15 protein-coding genes are annotated in these 13,588 nt (G+C 61.2%); 10 read left to right on the top strand and 5 right to left on the bottom strand.

Annotated features, from left to right (window positions below; translation table 11 throughout):
* Complete coding sequence (locus tag ROSERS_RS25815) at window positions 1-165, bottom strand: hypothetical protein (RefSeq protein ID WP_157040965.1); 165 nt, start codon at window positions 163-165, stop codon at window positions 1-3.
* 247 nt (window positions 166-412) lie between these two features.
* Between ROSERS_RS25815 and ROSERS_RS04235 the strand changes: the two genes are divergently transcribed.
* The 7 genes from ROSERS_RS04235 to ROSERS_RS04210 all read left to right on the top strand — a co-directional run bounded on the left by ROSERS_RS04235 (window position 413) and on the right by ROSERS_RS04210 (window position 7,138).
* Window positions 413-1,489: a Gfo/Idh/MocA family protein gene (locus ROSERS_RS04235; protein ID WP_011955585.1), complete on the top strand. Its 1,077-nt coding sequence runs from the start codon at window positions 413-415 to the stop codon at window positions 1,487-1,489.
* Window positions 1,490-1,696: 207 nt separating this feature from the next.
* Window positions 1,697-2,068, top strand: a complete 372-nt coding sequence (locus ROSERS_RS24705) for a GNAT family N-acetyltransferase (protein ID WP_198136355.1) — start codon at window positions 1,697-1,699, stop codon at window positions 2,066-2,068.
* Window positions 2,069-2,738: 670 nt separating this feature from the next.
* On the top strand, window positions 2,739-3,920 hold the full coding sequence (locus ROSERS_RS04230) for an MBL fold metallo-hydrolase (RefSeq protein ID WP_011955584.1): 1,182 nt from the start codon (window positions 2,739-2,741) through the stop codon (window positions 3,918-3,920).
* A 33-nt stretch (window positions 3,921-3,953) separates the two neighbouring features.
* The gene (locus ROSERS_RS04225; RefSeq protein ID WP_011955583.1) at window positions 3,954-4,205 is read left to right on the top strand and encodes a sulfurtransferase TusA family protein; all 252 of its coding nucleotides are present in this window, start codon (window positions 3,954-3,956) and stop codon (window positions 4,203-4,205) included.
* Between the two features lie 41 nt (window positions 4,206-4,246).
* On the top strand, window positions 4,247-4,837 hold the full coding sequence (locus ROSERS_RS04220; RefSeq protein WP_011955582.1) for a DsrE/DsrF/DrsH-like family protein: 591 nt from the start codon (window positions 4,247-4,249) through the stop codon (window positions 4,835-4,837).
* Window positions 4,838-4,862: 25 nt separating this feature from the next.
* Entirely contained in the window at window positions 4,863-5,360 is a 498-nt protein-coding gene (locus ROSERS_RS04215; protein ID WP_011955581.1) for a beta-lactamase hydrolase domain-containing protein, read from the top strand.
* Between the two features lie 20 nt (window positions 5,361-5,380).
* Window positions 5,381-7,138 (top strand): SulP family inorganic anion transporter, encoded by a 1,758-nt coding sequence (locus ROSERS_RS04210; protein WP_011955580.1) that lies wholly within the window; start codon window positions 5,381-5,383, stop codon window positions 7,136-7,138.
* A gap of 414 nt (window positions 7,139-7,552) precedes the next feature.
* Here ROSERS_RS04210 and ROSERS_RS04205 read toward each other — a convergent pair whose 3' ends face one another.
* The 4 genes from ROSERS_RS04205 to ROSERS_RS04190 all read right to left on the bottom strand — a co-directional run bounded on the left by ROSERS_RS04205 (window position 7,553) and on the right by ROSERS_RS04190 (window position 10,636).
* The gene (locus tag ROSERS_RS04205) at window positions 7,553-8,548 is read right to left on the bottom strand and encodes a SufB/SufD family protein (protein WP_011955579.1); all 996 of its coding nucleotides are present in this window, start codon (window positions 8,546-8,548) and stop codon (window positions 7,553-7,555) included.
* Between the two features lie 65 nt (window positions 8,549-8,613).
* Window positions 8,614-9,306, bottom strand: coding sequence for an ATP-binding cassette domain-containing protein (locus tag ROSERS_RS04200; protein ID WP_011955578.1), 693 nt, complete (start codon window positions 9,304-9,306; stop codon window positions 8,614-8,616).
* Between the two features lie 23 nt (window positions 9,307-9,329).
* Complete coding sequence (locus tag ROSERS_RS04195; protein WP_011955577.1) at window positions 9,330-9,656, bottom strand: metal-sulfur cluster assembly factor; 327 nt, start codon at window positions 9,654-9,656, stop codon at window positions 9,330-9,332.
* 17 nt (window positions 9,657-9,673) lie between these two features.
* Window positions 9,674-10,636: a radical SAM protein gene (locus tag ROSERS_RS04190; RefSeq protein ID WP_011955576.1), complete on the bottom strand. Its 963-nt coding sequence runs from the start codon at window positions 10,634-10,636 to the stop codon at window positions 9,674-9,676.
* Between the two features lie 1,187 nt (window positions 10,637-11,823).
* Between ROSERS_RS04190 and ROSERS_RS04185 the strand changes: the two genes are divergently transcribed.
* Genes ROSERS_RS04185 through ROSERS_RS04175 form a run of 3 tightly spaced genes read left to right on the top strand, consistent with a single transcriptional unit; the run spans window position 11,824 to window position 13,587 of the window.
* Window positions 11,824-12,402 (top strand): class I SAM-dependent methyltransferase, encoded by a 579-nt coding sequence (locus ROSERS_RS04185; protein WP_049767463.1) that lies wholly within the window; start codon window positions 11,824-11,826, stop codon window positions 12,400-12,402.
* Complete coding sequence (locus tag ROSERS_RS04180; protein ID WP_011955574.1) at window positions 12,399-12,923, top strand: carboxymuconolactone decarboxylase family protein; 525 nt, start codon at window positions 12,399-12,401, stop codon at window positions 12,921-12,923. The genes ROSERS_RS04185 and ROSERS_RS04180 overlap by 4 nt, the downstream gene beginning before the upstream one ends.
* On the top strand, window positions 12,898-13,587 hold the full coding sequence (locus ROSERS_RS04175; protein ID WP_011955573.1) for a response regulator transcription factor: 690 nt from the start codon (window positions 12,898-12,900) through the stop codon (window positions 13,585-13,587). The genes ROSERS_RS04180 and ROSERS_RS04175 overlap by 26 nt, the downstream gene beginning before the upstream one ends.
* The last annotated feature ends 1 nt before the right edge of the window (window position 13,588 follow it).

Raw genomic sequence — 13,588 nt, 5'->3', positions numbered from 1 at the left:
TTACAACGAGAGCGTCCGGCTCAATTCGTGCAGGCGCCGCTCCATCCGCACAGCTGCTTCACGGTACATCGCGCGGTGTTTTCGCACTGTCGCAAGTTCACGTTGCAATGCGAGCGTCCAGATGGCGATACCGGCGATAATGACGAGCCAGAAAATCGTGCGCATAGCAGTGTCCTCAGAGGTGCAATTGCGGAACTCTCTTCCCTCTACCATTCTACCCGATCCCAACCGGAGAAACAACCGGCAGACGACACCAGCCCATCGTGTGAGGGGAATACGAGGACCGGGAGTATGTGGTCATCAGATCGATTGCCTCGTGGTAAGATAGCCGGGATGTCGTTCGCACCCGGCGCAGCGGCAATCCGTTCGCGGGTTGAGCCTGCGCCGCATCTGACAACAGGAAGGAACACGTATGTCCACCCCTCTTCGCATTGGCGTCGTCGGCGCCGGCGCGGTCGTTGTTCACGGTCATGTTCCCTCACTCCAGGCGATACCCGGCGTCCAGGTGACGGCGATCTGCGACACGAACCTGGCGCGTGCGCAGGAGGTCGCCGCAAAGTTCCACATCCCTCACGTTTTTGCCGACTACCGTGATCTGATTGCGCTGGACGAGGTTGATGCGATCACGATTGCGGTTCCGAACGTGTTTCATGCGCCCGTCGCAATTGCGGCATTGGAAGCAGGGAAGCACGTGCTATGTGAGAAACCGCTGGCAACCAGTGTCGAGGACGGTGAGGCAATGGTTGCTGCTGCCGAAAAAGCCGGCAGGATACTCGCCGTCAACATGAGTAACCGTCCGCGACCTGAAATCCTGATGCTCCGCCAGATGGCGCAGGCAGGACGGTTTGGCAACATCACCTATGCGCTGGGGCGCATGCTGCGGCGCAACGGCATTCCCGGCTACGGCTCGTGGTTTACGCGCAAAGAACTTGCTGGCGGCGGCGCAACGATGGATATTGGCGTGCACATGCTCGACATGGTGTACTGGATCCTGGGGTTCCCGCCGGTCAGCGCAGTGCGCGGCGAGATCCAGGCAGTCCACGGACCCTACGAGCGCGGACTCGGCGGATGGGGCGCCGACCGCGTGCCGGGCGGAATATTCGATGTGGACGACCTGGCGGCGATCCATCTGCGCCTGGCAAATGGCGGGTTGGTGACGATTGAGGTCACCTGGGCGATCCACGCGCGCAACGAAGAGCGTATTCAGATTGCTGGCGATCTGGCGGGTGCGGATTACTTCCCCGATCTGTACGGCAGGGACCATCCGTTGCGGATCTACCGCGCCGAAGATGGCGTGCCAGTTGAGATCATGCCCGATATACCGAAGAAAGAATGGGCGTGGGCGGAAGGGTTCCGCCACTTTGTCGCCGCCTGTCGCGGCGAAGGCGCACCGCTCGCAACGGGCGCCGAGGGGCTGACAGTGCTGCGCCTGCTCGACGCTGCCTATCGCTCGGCAGCCGCAGGGAAAGAGGTGAAGATGGACGGTTGAACGCGACCGTAATGGTTTTCCCCTGAACCTCCATCGCAGTGCAGCCATCCTGCCCGGCACGACCGTTGAGGTCGCCACCTCGTCTGGTTGAACGTGACCTCAACGGTCCTCCACGCCCCATCGTGGTACAGTTCTTCTGACGATTGTTGAGGTCGCCAGTTCAGGTGGGCGTGTATCAGCGCCAGAAAAGGAGTGAGCGCTGTAGTTTTGGAAGATTTATGGGTATTGCCAGATTACATCGGTAAAGATATTGGCAGAAAACTATTCGAGCATGCAATCAAACAGGCACAACTATCCGGCGCTGATCATCTCGAACTGGATGCTGACCCAAACGCAACACCTTTTTATACGCGAATGGGTTGTCACGTCGTCGGAGAACGTATATCAGAATGGGTGCGGGCTGTTCCGTATATGGTCTGCGATCGTAACTGCTCAGGCATGCGGTTGAAACCGCGCCTGAGAGGACGCTTCGCGCCGGGCGACCGCCTATGCGGTCGCCGTGGCAGCGTCCACGCAGGTGGACGCCCGGCTAAAAGCCTTCCAGAGGCGATTTCAATCGCTGAACGCAAGTCAGCCTGAGTAGTTACCTGCGATCTACGAAATTCAGAAAACGACGTTTGATCGATGAACAAAGCGACCTCAACGCTGAGCGGTTGCACATCGACATTGAGCATTAAATCCGGTATACCAGACTGGCCGTGGGACTAATGAAGATTGAGCATTAAACCGGTATTCGTCCTTGCCGTGGGGTTGATGAAGATTGAGCATTAAATCCGGTATTCGTCCTTGCCGTGGGGCTGATGGAGATTGATCATTTATTCCGCTATACCGCGCTAGCCGTCGGGCTAAAGCCCTCGGCTATGCAGGGCAAAGCCCGCCTGCGCGGGCTATACCGAATTATTTCTTCAAAGACCATAAGCCCTCGGCTATGGAATGCGAAGTCCGCCTGCGCGGGTTAGCGCGGATTATTTCTTCAAAGACCATAATTTCGGTCTACACTTCACCAGAAGCGAGCGCCTTGCACGCCATGGCAGACCCAGACAACGGTCAACATATCTGAGAACTGCTACATATTCCTGATCTTCACAGCGTAGCACTCCGTCGCCTGCGCACCACCCCGCCAACGCACGATCTCCTGCAAGCCCCGTTTCCTTACCGGATTCTTACAATGCTCTTCAACAATCCTTACGCTGGCGGCATACACTGGTGTTGCAAGATTCTTTGTGAATATCGGTGCGAGGTTTTAACTATGACCGTACCAGAAACCCAAACCCAAACGCCAGTAATGACCGCCGCCACACTCTACGATGCACTTTTGCGCAATACCGCGCCATATATTCTCGACGTGCGCAACCCGGACGACTTCGCGCGCTGGCGGATCGAAGGACGCGCCGGATTGACGGTTGAGAACATTCCATACTACAACTTCATTGAAGATGAAGATGGCGCTGTTGCTCGCGTTCCTGCCGACCGCGAGGTGCTGGTGGTTTGCGCAAAGGAAGGTTCATCGCAGTTCGTCGCCGATCTGCTGCGCGCACGGGGCGTCAATGCCTCGTATCTGGCGGGCGGCATTCTGAGTTGGGGGCATCTCTACGATACGCGCGATATTGTCGTCGCTCCCTGGGGTCGAATCGTTCAGGTGGCGCGCCCGGCGCGCGGCGATGTCAGTTTTATCGTCATCAGCGACGGCGCTGCGGCAGTGATCGATCCGCTACGCCATACGGCGCCCTACCTGGAGGCGATTGCGGCGCACGGCGCGCGTCTGACGCATATCTTCGATACCCACGTGCACGCCGACCATATCAGCGGCGGACCGGCGTTGAACCGCGAGACCGGCGCGCCGTACTATGTCCACCCCTACGATGCGATCCATCCGATCGATATGCTGCCGGCGGTCATCCCATACACGGCGCTCGACGATGGACAGGTATTCCAGATCGGGCGCGTTGAACTGCGGATGATCTGGTATCCGGGGCATACACTGGGGCAGGTGAACATTCTGGCGGTTGCGCCTGATGGTTTCCGCGGCTTGTTCACCGGCGACGGCATCTTCCTGCGCTCGTTTGGTCGCCCTGATCTCGGTGGCAAGGGTGAAGCCTGGACGCCGCTCCTGTACGAGAGCATGACGCGCCGCCTGCCGCCGTATCTCGATGATGCAACCCTGATCCTGCCGGCGCACTTCTCGACACTCGATGAAGCCGACGAAGCGGGGCGGGTAGCAGCGCCGTGGGGTGTCGTCCGGCAAACGAACACATCCCTGTTGCACCTGGCGTCGGAGGAGGAGTTTCGTTCGTTTGTTCTCGGCAATTTACCAGAATTTCCGCCGCAGTATGTCGAGATCAAGCGCGTGAACATCGGTTTGCGCATCCCGTCCGAGGCGGAGGCGGAAGAACTGGAACTGGGCAAGAATGTGTGCGCGCTCGCAAAGTAGCGCCAATATATCACTGGAAAGGAGCATAATCTTGTGGAACTGACATATCATCAGACGCTCGATGTCAAGGGTGCAAAATGCCCGATGCCACTCGTCAAGAGCCGCAAGGCGATGACCGAACTGCCGGTCGGGCAGGTGCTGCGCGTCATTGCCACCGACCGCGGCTCGGTCGCCGACTTTCAGGGCTGGGTCAAAGCCGCGAAGAATATCGAACTCATCGCCCAGGAAGTCATTCACGAAGGCGGGCAGGAACTCTACGTCCACTACCTGCGGCGCACCGCTTGAGGAGAATACTGAGAACCGGTTCGTTATCATCACAGAGGGGGATGAGTATGACCGTCACAGAGACAACGACTGGACGTGAGAGTGAGACCGTTGCGCTGCTCGAACGAATCGCCGCGCTCGAGGCGCGCGTCGCCGCGCTCGAAGCGCATCCTGCACAGAGCATCGAGGATCGCCTGGCGATGGTCGTCTTTTCCGGCGACCTGGATAAAGCGATTGCCGCGCTGATCATTGCCACCGGCGCCGCTTCGGTGGGACTGGAGACGTCGATGTTCTTCACCTTCTGGGGTTTGAATGCGGTGAAGAAGCAGAAGGTGTTCGCCGGGAAGAACCTGCTGGAGCAGGGATTTGCCGCCATGCTGCCGGCGGGTCTGGGGCAGATGGGATTGTCGCAGATGAACTTCTTCGGCGCAGGCGCGCAGATCATCCGCAAATTGATGCACGATCATGGCGTGATGTCGGTTGAGGAGTTGTTCAACCTGGCAAGGGAACTGGGGGTGCGGATGGTCGTGTGCGATATGTCGCGCGAACTGCTCGGCGTGCGCGACGAGGAACTGGTCGATGGTCTGGAGCACGGCGGCGTGGCGACATTCCTGGGTGATGCGACCCGCGCCAAAGTGACGCTCTTTATCTGATAGCATTGCAGGACGACGAATTCATATGCCAAAGTGTATCAATGAGGCGGAATTGATCGCGGCGCAAAAGGCTGCGCTCATTCGCTTCGATATAGATGAACGCCTGACGCTTGCCGGACAACCGCAACCGGATGATTGGGCGGCGCTGGCGGCGGAAGGGTTTCAGGTGGTGGTCAATATGCGTTCCGACCCGGAGCGCGCCGCAGTTCAGCAGCGCAATGCCGAGGCGGTCGGGTTGCAGTATATCCATCTGCCCTTGCCGGTCTACGAGTTGGAACCGGATCATCTGGAACAGTATCACCAGGTGATGCAGTCGGTGCAGGGGCGCGTGTTTTTGCACTGCCGTTCGGCGACGCGCGTCGCTCTTATGTGGATGCTTGATCGCATCGTCTACGACGGATGGCGCCGCGAAGAAGCGGAATCTGCGCTGCGCGCAGCCGGCTATGACGATGAGGCGATGGAAACGTTCGCTTTTTGTGCCGACGATTATTTTGAGCGCGTTGCTGCCGAATCCGGTCGGTAACGCGCAATAACGGAACCAGTATGGCTGTTTCGCCGTCGCTCAAAACGCCGCTGACCGGTTCTGGTCTGCGGCGTTATCTTCCGTTTCTCAACTGGCTGCTGCATTACCGGCGCGATGACCTGCCCAGCGATCTGGTCGCCGGTCTGGTGACGGCAATCATGCTCATTCCGCAGAGCATGGCGTATGCGCAGCTCGCCGGTCTGCCGCCGCAGATCGGGTTGTACGCTTCCGTTGCGCCGCTGGCGGTCTATGCGCTGCTCGGCACCTCCGGGCAACTATCGGTCGGTCCAGTCGCCATCACATCGCTGGCGGTCTTTGCCGGCGTCAGTGCGCTCGCTGAGCCGGGCAGTCCGCGCTACCTGGAACTGGTGCTGCTGCTGGCATTCATCGTCGGGATGGTCAAACTGCTGCTGGGGGTGTTGCGTCTCGGCTTTCTGATGAACTTCGTGTCGCACCCGGTGCTGGCGGGGTTCACCTCGGCGTCGGCATTGATCATCGCTGCCGGGCAGTTGAAGTATCTCCTCGGCTACCGGATCGAGGGTGAACGCTTTCACGAGGTGGTTCTGAGCGCCATCACCGGCGCAAGCCAGACCAATCCGGCGACGCTGGCTGTCGGGTTGGGCAGTATGATCCTGCTGCTGCTGTTCCGATCATGGCTGAAGCCATTCCTGCAACAGCGCACACGCCTGCCGTCCGCCGCCGTGACCCTGATCGTCAGCGGCGCGCCGCTGCTGACCGTGGTGCTCGGCATTCTGGCGGCGTGGCTCTGGCGACTGAACGAGACTGCCGGGGTGCGGGTGGTTGGCGCGATCCCGCAGGGGTTTGCACCATTCACGCTGCCGTCGCTCAGCATCGCCGATGCGCAGGCGCTGATGCCGACTGCGCTGACGATTGTGTTCATCAGCGTCGTCGAATCGATTGCAGTCGCCAGGGCGCTGGCAAGTAAGCGGCGCAAGGCGATCGATCCGGATCAGGAACTGGTGGCGCTCGGCGCTGCGAATGTGACGGCCAGCATCACCGGCGGCTATCTGGTCACCGGCGGATTTGCCCGCTCGGTGGTGAACGACCAGGCGGGCGCCGTCACCGGTCTGGCGTCGCTGGTGACGGCAGCCAGTATCGGCGTGATCGTTCTCTGGTTCACGCCGCTGTTCTACTACCTGCCGCAGGCGGTGCTGGCGGCAACCGTCATTGTCGCGGTGCTGAGCCTGTTCAAGCCGGGCGAAGCGCTGCGCATCTGGCGCATGAACCGCACCGATGCGCTGACGTGGGGCGTAACATTCGCCGTTGTGCTCCTGTCCGGCATCGAAGCCGGCATCCTGACGGGGGTCGCGTTGTCGCTGCTTCTCTTCCTCTGGCGCACCAGTCGCCCGCACATCGCAATCGTCGGACGGGTCGGTCAGAGCGAACACTTCCGCAATGTGTTGCGACATCAGGTGCAGACCTGCCCGCACGTCGTGGCAGTGCGGGTCGATGAAAGCCTCTACTTCGCCAATACGCGCTACCTGGAAGACACATTGCTGCGGATCGTCGCCGAACGACCGGAAGTGAAGCATCTGGTGCTGATCGGTTCGGCGATCAACTTCATCGACGCCAGCGCGATGGAGACGCTGGAATCGCTGCTCCACGAGTTGCGCGCCGCCGGGGTCGAGCTGCACCTGGCGGATATCAAAGGACCGGTGATGGATCAACTGCAACGCGCCGGATTTATCGAGCACCTCGGTGCGGAACGGGTCTATCTGAGCACGCATCAGGCGATGCAGGCGCTCGGCTGCGTGTAGCGCCGCCCTGCACCCCTGGGAGCGCGAGCGTCGCGCTTGCGTGCAGCCCTGGGAGCGCGAGCGTCGCGCCCTCGAATCACGGGAGCGCGGGCGTCGCGCCCGCGTGCAGCGCATTCCTGCACCCTCTGGGGGCTTTGCCCCTCATCCCCCCAACCCCCTTCTCCCACAAGGGGAGAAGGGGGTGTTTGGGCATCCTGATGCCTGAAACAGGAGATGGCACGCAGGGGATTCCCCAAAAACCCGCACCTGTCAGGTCTCCGCCCCTGCTCCGCGCCTGCACGTTGACCGAAATTTATTTCAGTCCTGCGCTCATCAGTTTGCCATTGAGCAAGCAGTACCGATTACAATGCACAAGCTCTTGGAGAGGCTCAAGCCGCGAAACTCATCAGTTTGCCATTGAGCAAGCAGTACCGATTACAATTGCCCCAGCATCCCGCGAATGATCACGTCTACCGCCGTATCTTCGTCGAGACCACGCGCCATCAGGGTTTCGAGTTCCTTCTGGTTGACCGATCCGATTGCCGCTTCGTGGGTGACGTGCGCGCCATCGTTGCGAACAATCACCGTCGGCACATTCTTCGCCACGGCGTTGCCCCGAACGATCTCGGCGCAGTCCATATGCCCGCGTGTGCCGGGCGCATTGCCTTCGGCTGTGGTGAAGACCCGACTGTGCGCCTGGTCGCGCACGGCAATGCGCGTCTTCGCCAGTCCGCGCGCCCCGCGTCCGTTGAGACGCACCGCTTCGCGCACCTCGATATCGTCGTTCCCCGTGCCATACACCATCGACGCGAGATCGACCACGCCCGAATCATCCACATCGGCGGTATAGTCGATCAGCAATCGACCAACGCGCCCGTGGGTCAGGCTGAATGTACTGAAGTATCGCCCACCGGCAGCGACGGCGACGTCGGCGCATGCTTCAACCACCACCCCGCCATACGGTCCGTGGTAGTGCGCTTCGGTGTACCGCAGGCATGCGCCTTCACCAACGTGCACCTGCGCTTCCATCGTGTGTTGCAGATCACGCGCATTGGGGAAGGTGCAGTGCGCCAGAAACTCGACCTGCGCTCCCGCGCCGATCTCATACTCGGCAATGATCCGCTGCGTGCCGGTTTCCGGAAGCATGCCGAAGCAGAGATGCACAGGGCGGTCCAGACACGCCCCCGGCGCTGCAACAATCCGCATCTGCACGCCGTCCGACAACGGTTCGGCATCGATGGTCACTCCCGGCACGTTGATGATGCCAAGCACGCGGTTCGCATTGACGACCAGCGCCGCCACCCGACCGGCGCGCAACACGGCGGGTGATCCGCCAGCCTGTTCGTATGCTCGCAGGATCGCCTGATATTCGCGCGTCCAATCTATCGAATCACGCCCGACAGCAGCATCGAGCGGTTGTTGCATCTCCATTGTCGTCTCCTCTCCAGGCAGCGCGATTGTCCAGACCCTGCGCAGCAGCGCCTGGACTCGCGCGGTTATGGATAAGCCAGTCGCGCTTCTTCAGGGGCGCCGGTCATGACGATCTGACCGGCATGCATCACCGATGCGCGATCAGCAATTGTCGCCATCTCGTTGCGGTGCGTAATTAACAGCACGGCGCATCCCATGCGCGCCATGCGCCGCACCAGGTGCTGCACATCGCCAAAACTCAACACATCGACCCCCGAATCCGGTTCATCAAAAATCGCAAGTCGCGGACGCATGGCGTACACTGCCGCCAGTTCGATCCGTTTGCGTTCACCGCCGCTCAGGGTTCGATCCAGCGCACGCGGCAGATACGCTTCCGGCGCCAGCGCTACCGCGTGCAGCGCCTCCCACAATTCCTCACGTGTCATCGTCGGGCGTCCGAGCGTCAGGTAATCACCGATCGGCAGACCGTCGAAGCGCGCCGGTTCCTGCCAGGCAAGCGTCAGACCGAGGCGAGCGCGCTCGTAGATTGGCAGATCGTTGACAACCCGCCCGGCAAACACGATCCGTCCTGTATCGGGACGGTACTCCGCGCACCCCATGATTGCGTATGCCAGGCTCGATTTCCCGCTGCCGTTGACGCCTAACAGGGCATGGATCTCTCCCGCCAGCACCTGGAGATCGACATCGCGCAGGATGGTTCGTCCCTCACGGACGAGCGTCACCCCCTGGACATCGAGCAGAACGTCGTTGTCGTTCATATCACCCCTCTCCCCGCCGCTCCTCAGGGTGGCATCGTCTCATCGAGCCAGCGTCGCCAGGGAGCGGCGGCAGGCGGTTTCCACGGTCCATCAACCAGGCGTACCTCAGCATCCCGGATGCCGGGAACGTCGAGCGCTGCGGCGCGAACCATATGCTCCATCACGTCAACAAGCGGGCAGAACGGCGTTGTCAGCGCCAGTTCGATGATCGCGCGCCCGTCCGTGACCGCCACCGATTGCACCAGACCGAGATCGAGCAGGCTGATGCCGGGTTCTGGATCGATCACGTGCTGGAGCGCCTCCCATACTGCGATCTCCAGCGCAACATCGTGTGGACGGTCAACGCTCATGAGGCAGCCACCCCCTTTCATGGCGCGGGAGCAGCCGGGGCGTAGAAGGCATCGGCAGCGCACCAGAATTGTGAACCGTAACGTTCAATCAGCCGGGCTGCACCACTCGCTTCGAGTGTGCGCAGCGCCTCATGCACCTGATCCGGCGCCCAGCGCGTCAGTGCGCGTTCCAGTTCCGTGACACGCATCGGGTGGCGCGCGATGATGGCGAGGATCGCTTCAACCGGCGTGGCATATCCGCGCAGGTCAAAACTTCCTTCCGCCGGGTGGACCACGTGCGCGGCTGCACCGAGTATCGCCGTCGCGCGCATCAACCCGCCAGCATCGGGCGGTTCGACCCATGGTTCAGCCGGAGGACGCTCTGGCAGCGTGATGTCGATCCGGTCGGGCTGAATACGCTGCAACGCCGACGCCAGATCGCGCAACGCTGCTTCGGAGTCGTTCACCCCGCGCACCAGCATCACCTCGACCCACAATTTCCCGCGGTATTCAGCGCGGAATGCGATCAACCCTTCCAGCAGGCGCTCGAACGTCGTCTCTGGATGGGGGCGGTGCAGCGCACGATAGACCGATGCCGAGCCAGCGGACAACGTCGGCATCACCGCATCGGCGGCGCAGAGGTCTGCACGCACGTCGGGCAGGTAGAGCAGCGCGCCGTTGGTAATGACAGCGAGCGGCAACGTGGTCAGGCGCTTGATCGCGCGGATCAGTTCCCCAATCTCGCTGTGCAGCGTCGGCTCGCCCGATCCAACGATCGTGACCCAGTCGATCTCATCAGGAGCGCGGTTCGCCAGCGCCTGTTCGAGTTCGTTTAGAATGACCGGCAGCGGAACATACACGCGACGCTCGTTGGTCAGCGGGCGTGTTCGCCCCAACTGACAGTAGACGCAGTTCCAGTTGCAGGTTTTCAGCGGCACAGGATCGACCCCCAGTGAACGTCCAAGCCGCCGTGAAGGGATGGGACCGAAAACGCACGCCATCCTGCACTCCTCCGTCTGCGGAGCATCCGCTATACTGTGATGGTGTCGGTAGCATTTCCACCATCATGCCATGGTACCTTACCAGGTGGCGCATCCGAGGAGAGACTTTTACAGTAGAGGGTTGCATCCCGACAACAAAAGTGCAGCGTTAACTACTGAACGTCGGGATCGCCGGGCGAAAACACCTGAAATAATGTATCTGAGAAATGCTATAAATGCTCAATCGCCATAATCGCAGCACGACTGATGGGCACGGTTCGACGACGGCGGCAGGTCGATAGTGAACCGTTGTTTCTTCTCGTCGTTCATCACGGTCGCTCAACAATGAGAGGAGGAAGAGCACAGCCGACGTGTGGACATGACGCTAATATGCTAGCATGCTAGCACACCTCAAACCGGCGATGCTCTCCCCGCTCTTCACCCTGGCATCCTGGCACCCTCCCAGGCGGCGCGCTTATTTATAGCAGTTCTCACAAAGATTGGCCTGGTTGGACAGGGTTGCACATGCCATCGAAAGCAGACGCCTCGTGCGCCATCGCTCCGCGTGCTCCGCGTCTCCGCGTGCATCGGACCGGCTCACGCGAGGCGCGAAGGCGCGGAGAGCGGGAGCGCAGCGCTCACAAAGGCCGGTTGGACGGGGCTGCACCCGTCGCTGCAAGCGAGCGCCTCGCACTATGCGGCAGATCCGGACAAGGGTCAACGTATCTGAGAACTGCTATGATTCCGGTATGCGCCTTGCGCCATCGGGCTGATGGAGATTGAGCATTTAATCCGGTATACGCCTCGTGCCGTCGGGCTGAAGCCCTCGGCTATCAGGGCGAAGCCCGCCTGCGCGGGCTGTAGCGGATTCTTTCTTCCAAGACCATCAGCCCCCGGCTATCCAGGGCGAAGCCTGCCTGCACGGGCTATGACAGAATAATTCCTCAAAGACCATACGCCCTGGCTGAGGTCGGGCAAGCCCTGTGGGCTGGATCAACCCGGCGCCCCCCAGCATAGGGAACGGTGACGGACACGCCAGCCCCGCAGGGGCTTCCACGCGCTCAGGGAGGGCTTTAGCCCGCACGATGCGAGGCGAAGCCTCCCTGTGCGGGCAAGAGCAGAGAATTGTCCAAAGATCTGCAATGCATTTTTGCAATGAAGTCGTATCATGGCTCAAACGGCGGCATAACCGTACAACGCACACGAGTATGCTCGATCATTTCGACATTCTGGCGCCGGTGTACGACCGGCTGATCGGTTCACCCGATCCGGCGCGCCTGATAGCGCTCTTGCGTCTCCCAACCGATGGGTGGCTGCTCGATGCTGGCGGCGGCACGGGGCGCGTCGCTGCCGGATTGCGCCCATTTGTCGGCGGTCTGATCATCAGCGATCAGTCGCGTCAGATGCTGCGACGCGCCCGCGAAAAATCGACGTTGCATCCGGTGCAGGCGCAGGTGCAACGGCTCCCTTTTCGCGACGGATTCTTCGACCGCATTCTGGTCGTCGATGCGCTGCATCACTTTTTCGACCAGCAGGCGGCGGTGCGCGAACTGGCGCGTGTGCTTGCGCCTGGCGGGAGGCTGGTTATTGAAGAGCCGGACATTCATCGCCCGGCGGTTAAACTGGTCGCGCTGGCGGAACGTATGGCGCTGATGGGAAGCACATTCCTGGCGCCGGAAATCGTGCGTGACCTGCTGGCAGCGCAGGAACTGCACGCGCAGGTGGCGGAGCGCGACCGCTTTTCCGCCTGGATCGTCGCGGACAAGCCGTCTGGAGGAACCCGATGAACCGCACGACGACCTTTCCTCGCCGTTTCTATACCGGTCTGCATCCGTTTCTGGCGGATGTCGCCTGGTTGTTCCGGCATCGCGCGCAGTTGCGGCTGGCGCGCACCCTGCTCTCACCGACATTCCGCGAGCGTCTGATGCTGGCGGTCACTGCGGTCAACCGCTGCCGCTACTGCTCGTTCGCCCACACCCGGATGGCGCTGGCGGCTGGCGTATCGAACGCCGAGATCGCCCGGATTCTGAATCAGACCCTGGACGACTGCCCGCCCGACGAAGCGCCGGCGCTGGCATATGCGTACCACTGGGCGGAGACTGATGCAATGCCAGAAGCGACGGCGCGTGAACGCCTGATCTGTGAGTACGGCGTTCTCCGCGCCGGGGCAATCGAGGCAGTGTTACGGATGATCCGGGTGGGAAACCTGATGGGCAATACGTTCGACTACCTGCTCTTTCGTATTTCGGGAGGACGGCTCGGAGCGACCGCTGACGACAGACATGAACGCAACAATCCTGATCATTGAGGACGAAGCCAGCATCCGCACCGTCGCGCGCGCCTATCTCGAACAGGCGGGTTTTCGCGTGCTGCTGGCGGATAACGGACCGGAGGGGGTGGAACTGGCGCGTCGCGAGCGTCCCGATCTGGTCATTCTCGATCTCAACCTGCCGGGGATGGACGGGATGGAAGTGGCTGCACGCCTCCGTCAGGAATCGGACGTCTTCATCATCATGCTCACAGCGCGGAGCGAAGAGAGCGACCGGGTTGCAGGATTGCGCATTGGCGCCGATGATTACGTCATCAAGCCATTCAGCCCGCGCGAACTGGTTGCGCGCATCGAAGCCATTCTGCGTCGTCGTCGCTCTGCATCGCCAGTGATCGACGCCACCCTGCGCTTTGCGCACCTGCGGATCGACCCGGAGCGGCGTGAAGTCTATGTGGGCGATCAGGCAATCGACCTGACCACCACCGAGTTTGACGTATTGCTGGCGCTGGCGCGACGCCACGGCAGGGTGTTGAGTCGCGAGCAGATCCTCGATCTGGTGTGGGGCGACAACTTCTACGGCACTGATCGCGTGGTGGACGTGTATGTCGGTCAGGTGCGGCGGAAACTGGAAGCGGTCGCCGGTGTGCCGCTCATTCAGACCGTGCGTGGCGTCGGGTACAAGTTCATTGATGCTGCGGTGTAGT

This window comes from Roseiflexus sp. RS-1 (genome assembly GCF_000016665.1).
Taxonomy (GTDB): Bacteria; Chloroflexota; Chloroflexia; order Chloroflexales; family Roseiflexaceae; genus Roseiflexus.
Note: the sequence above shows the minus strand (reverse complement) of the source record. Positions and strands in the feature narration are given on the sequence as shown.

Excerpts from the sequence above, each read along its gene's own strand:
- ROSERS_RS25815 (WP_157040965.1), bottom strand. The coding sequence starts at position 165 with ATGCGCACGATTTTCTGGCTCGTCATTATCGCCGGTATCGCCATCTGG.
- ROSERS_RS04235 (WP_011955585.1), top strand. The coding sequence starts at position 413 with ATGTCCACCCCTCTTCGCATTGGCGTCGTCGGCGCCGGCGCGGTCGTT.
- ROSERS_RS04230 (WP_011955584.1), top strand. The coding sequence starts at position 2,739 with ATGACCGTACCAGAAACCCAAACCCAAACGCCAGTAATGACCGCCGCC.
- ROSERS_RS04220 (WP_011955582.1), top strand. The coding sequence starts at position 4,247 with ATGAGTATGACCGTCACAGAGACAACGACTGGACGTGAGAGTGAGACC.
- ROSERS_RS04215 (WP_011955581.1), top strand. The coding sequence starts at position 4,863 with ATGCCAAAGTGTATCAATGAGGCGGAATTGATCGCGGCGCAAAAGGCT.
- ROSERS_RS04210 (WP_011955580.1), top strand. The coding sequence starts at position 5,381 with ATGGCTGTTTCGCCGTCGCTCAAAACGCCGCTGACCGGTTCTGGTCTG.
- ROSERS_RS04205 (WP_011955579.1), bottom strand. The coding sequence starts at position 8,548 with ATGGAGATGCAACAACCGCTCGATGCTGCTGTCGGGCGTGATTCGATA.
- ROSERS_RS04200 (WP_011955578.1), bottom strand. The coding sequence starts at position 9,306 with ATGAACGACAACGACGTTCTGCTCGATGTCCAGGGGGTGACGCTCGTC.
- ROSERS_RS04195 (WP_011955577.1), bottom strand. The coding sequence starts at position 9,656 with ATGAGCGTTGACCGTCCACACGATGTTGCGCTGGAGATCGCAGTATGG.
- ROSERS_RS04190 (WP_011955576.1), bottom strand. The coding sequence starts at position 10,636 with ATGGCGTGCGTTTTCGGTCCCATCCCTTCACGGCGGCTTGGACGTTCA.
- ROSERS_RS04185 (WP_049767463.1), top strand. The coding sequence starts at position 11,824 with ATGCTCGATCATTTCGACATTCTGGCGCCGGTGTACGACCGGCTGATC.
- ROSERS_RS04180 (WP_011955574.1), top strand. The coding sequence starts at position 12,399 with ATGAACCGCACGACGACCTTTCCTCGCCGTTTCTATACCGGTCTGCAT.
- ROSERS_RS04175 (WP_011955573.1), top strand. The coding sequence starts at position 12,898 with ATGAACGCAACAATCCTGATCATTGAGGACGAAGCCAGCATCCGCACC.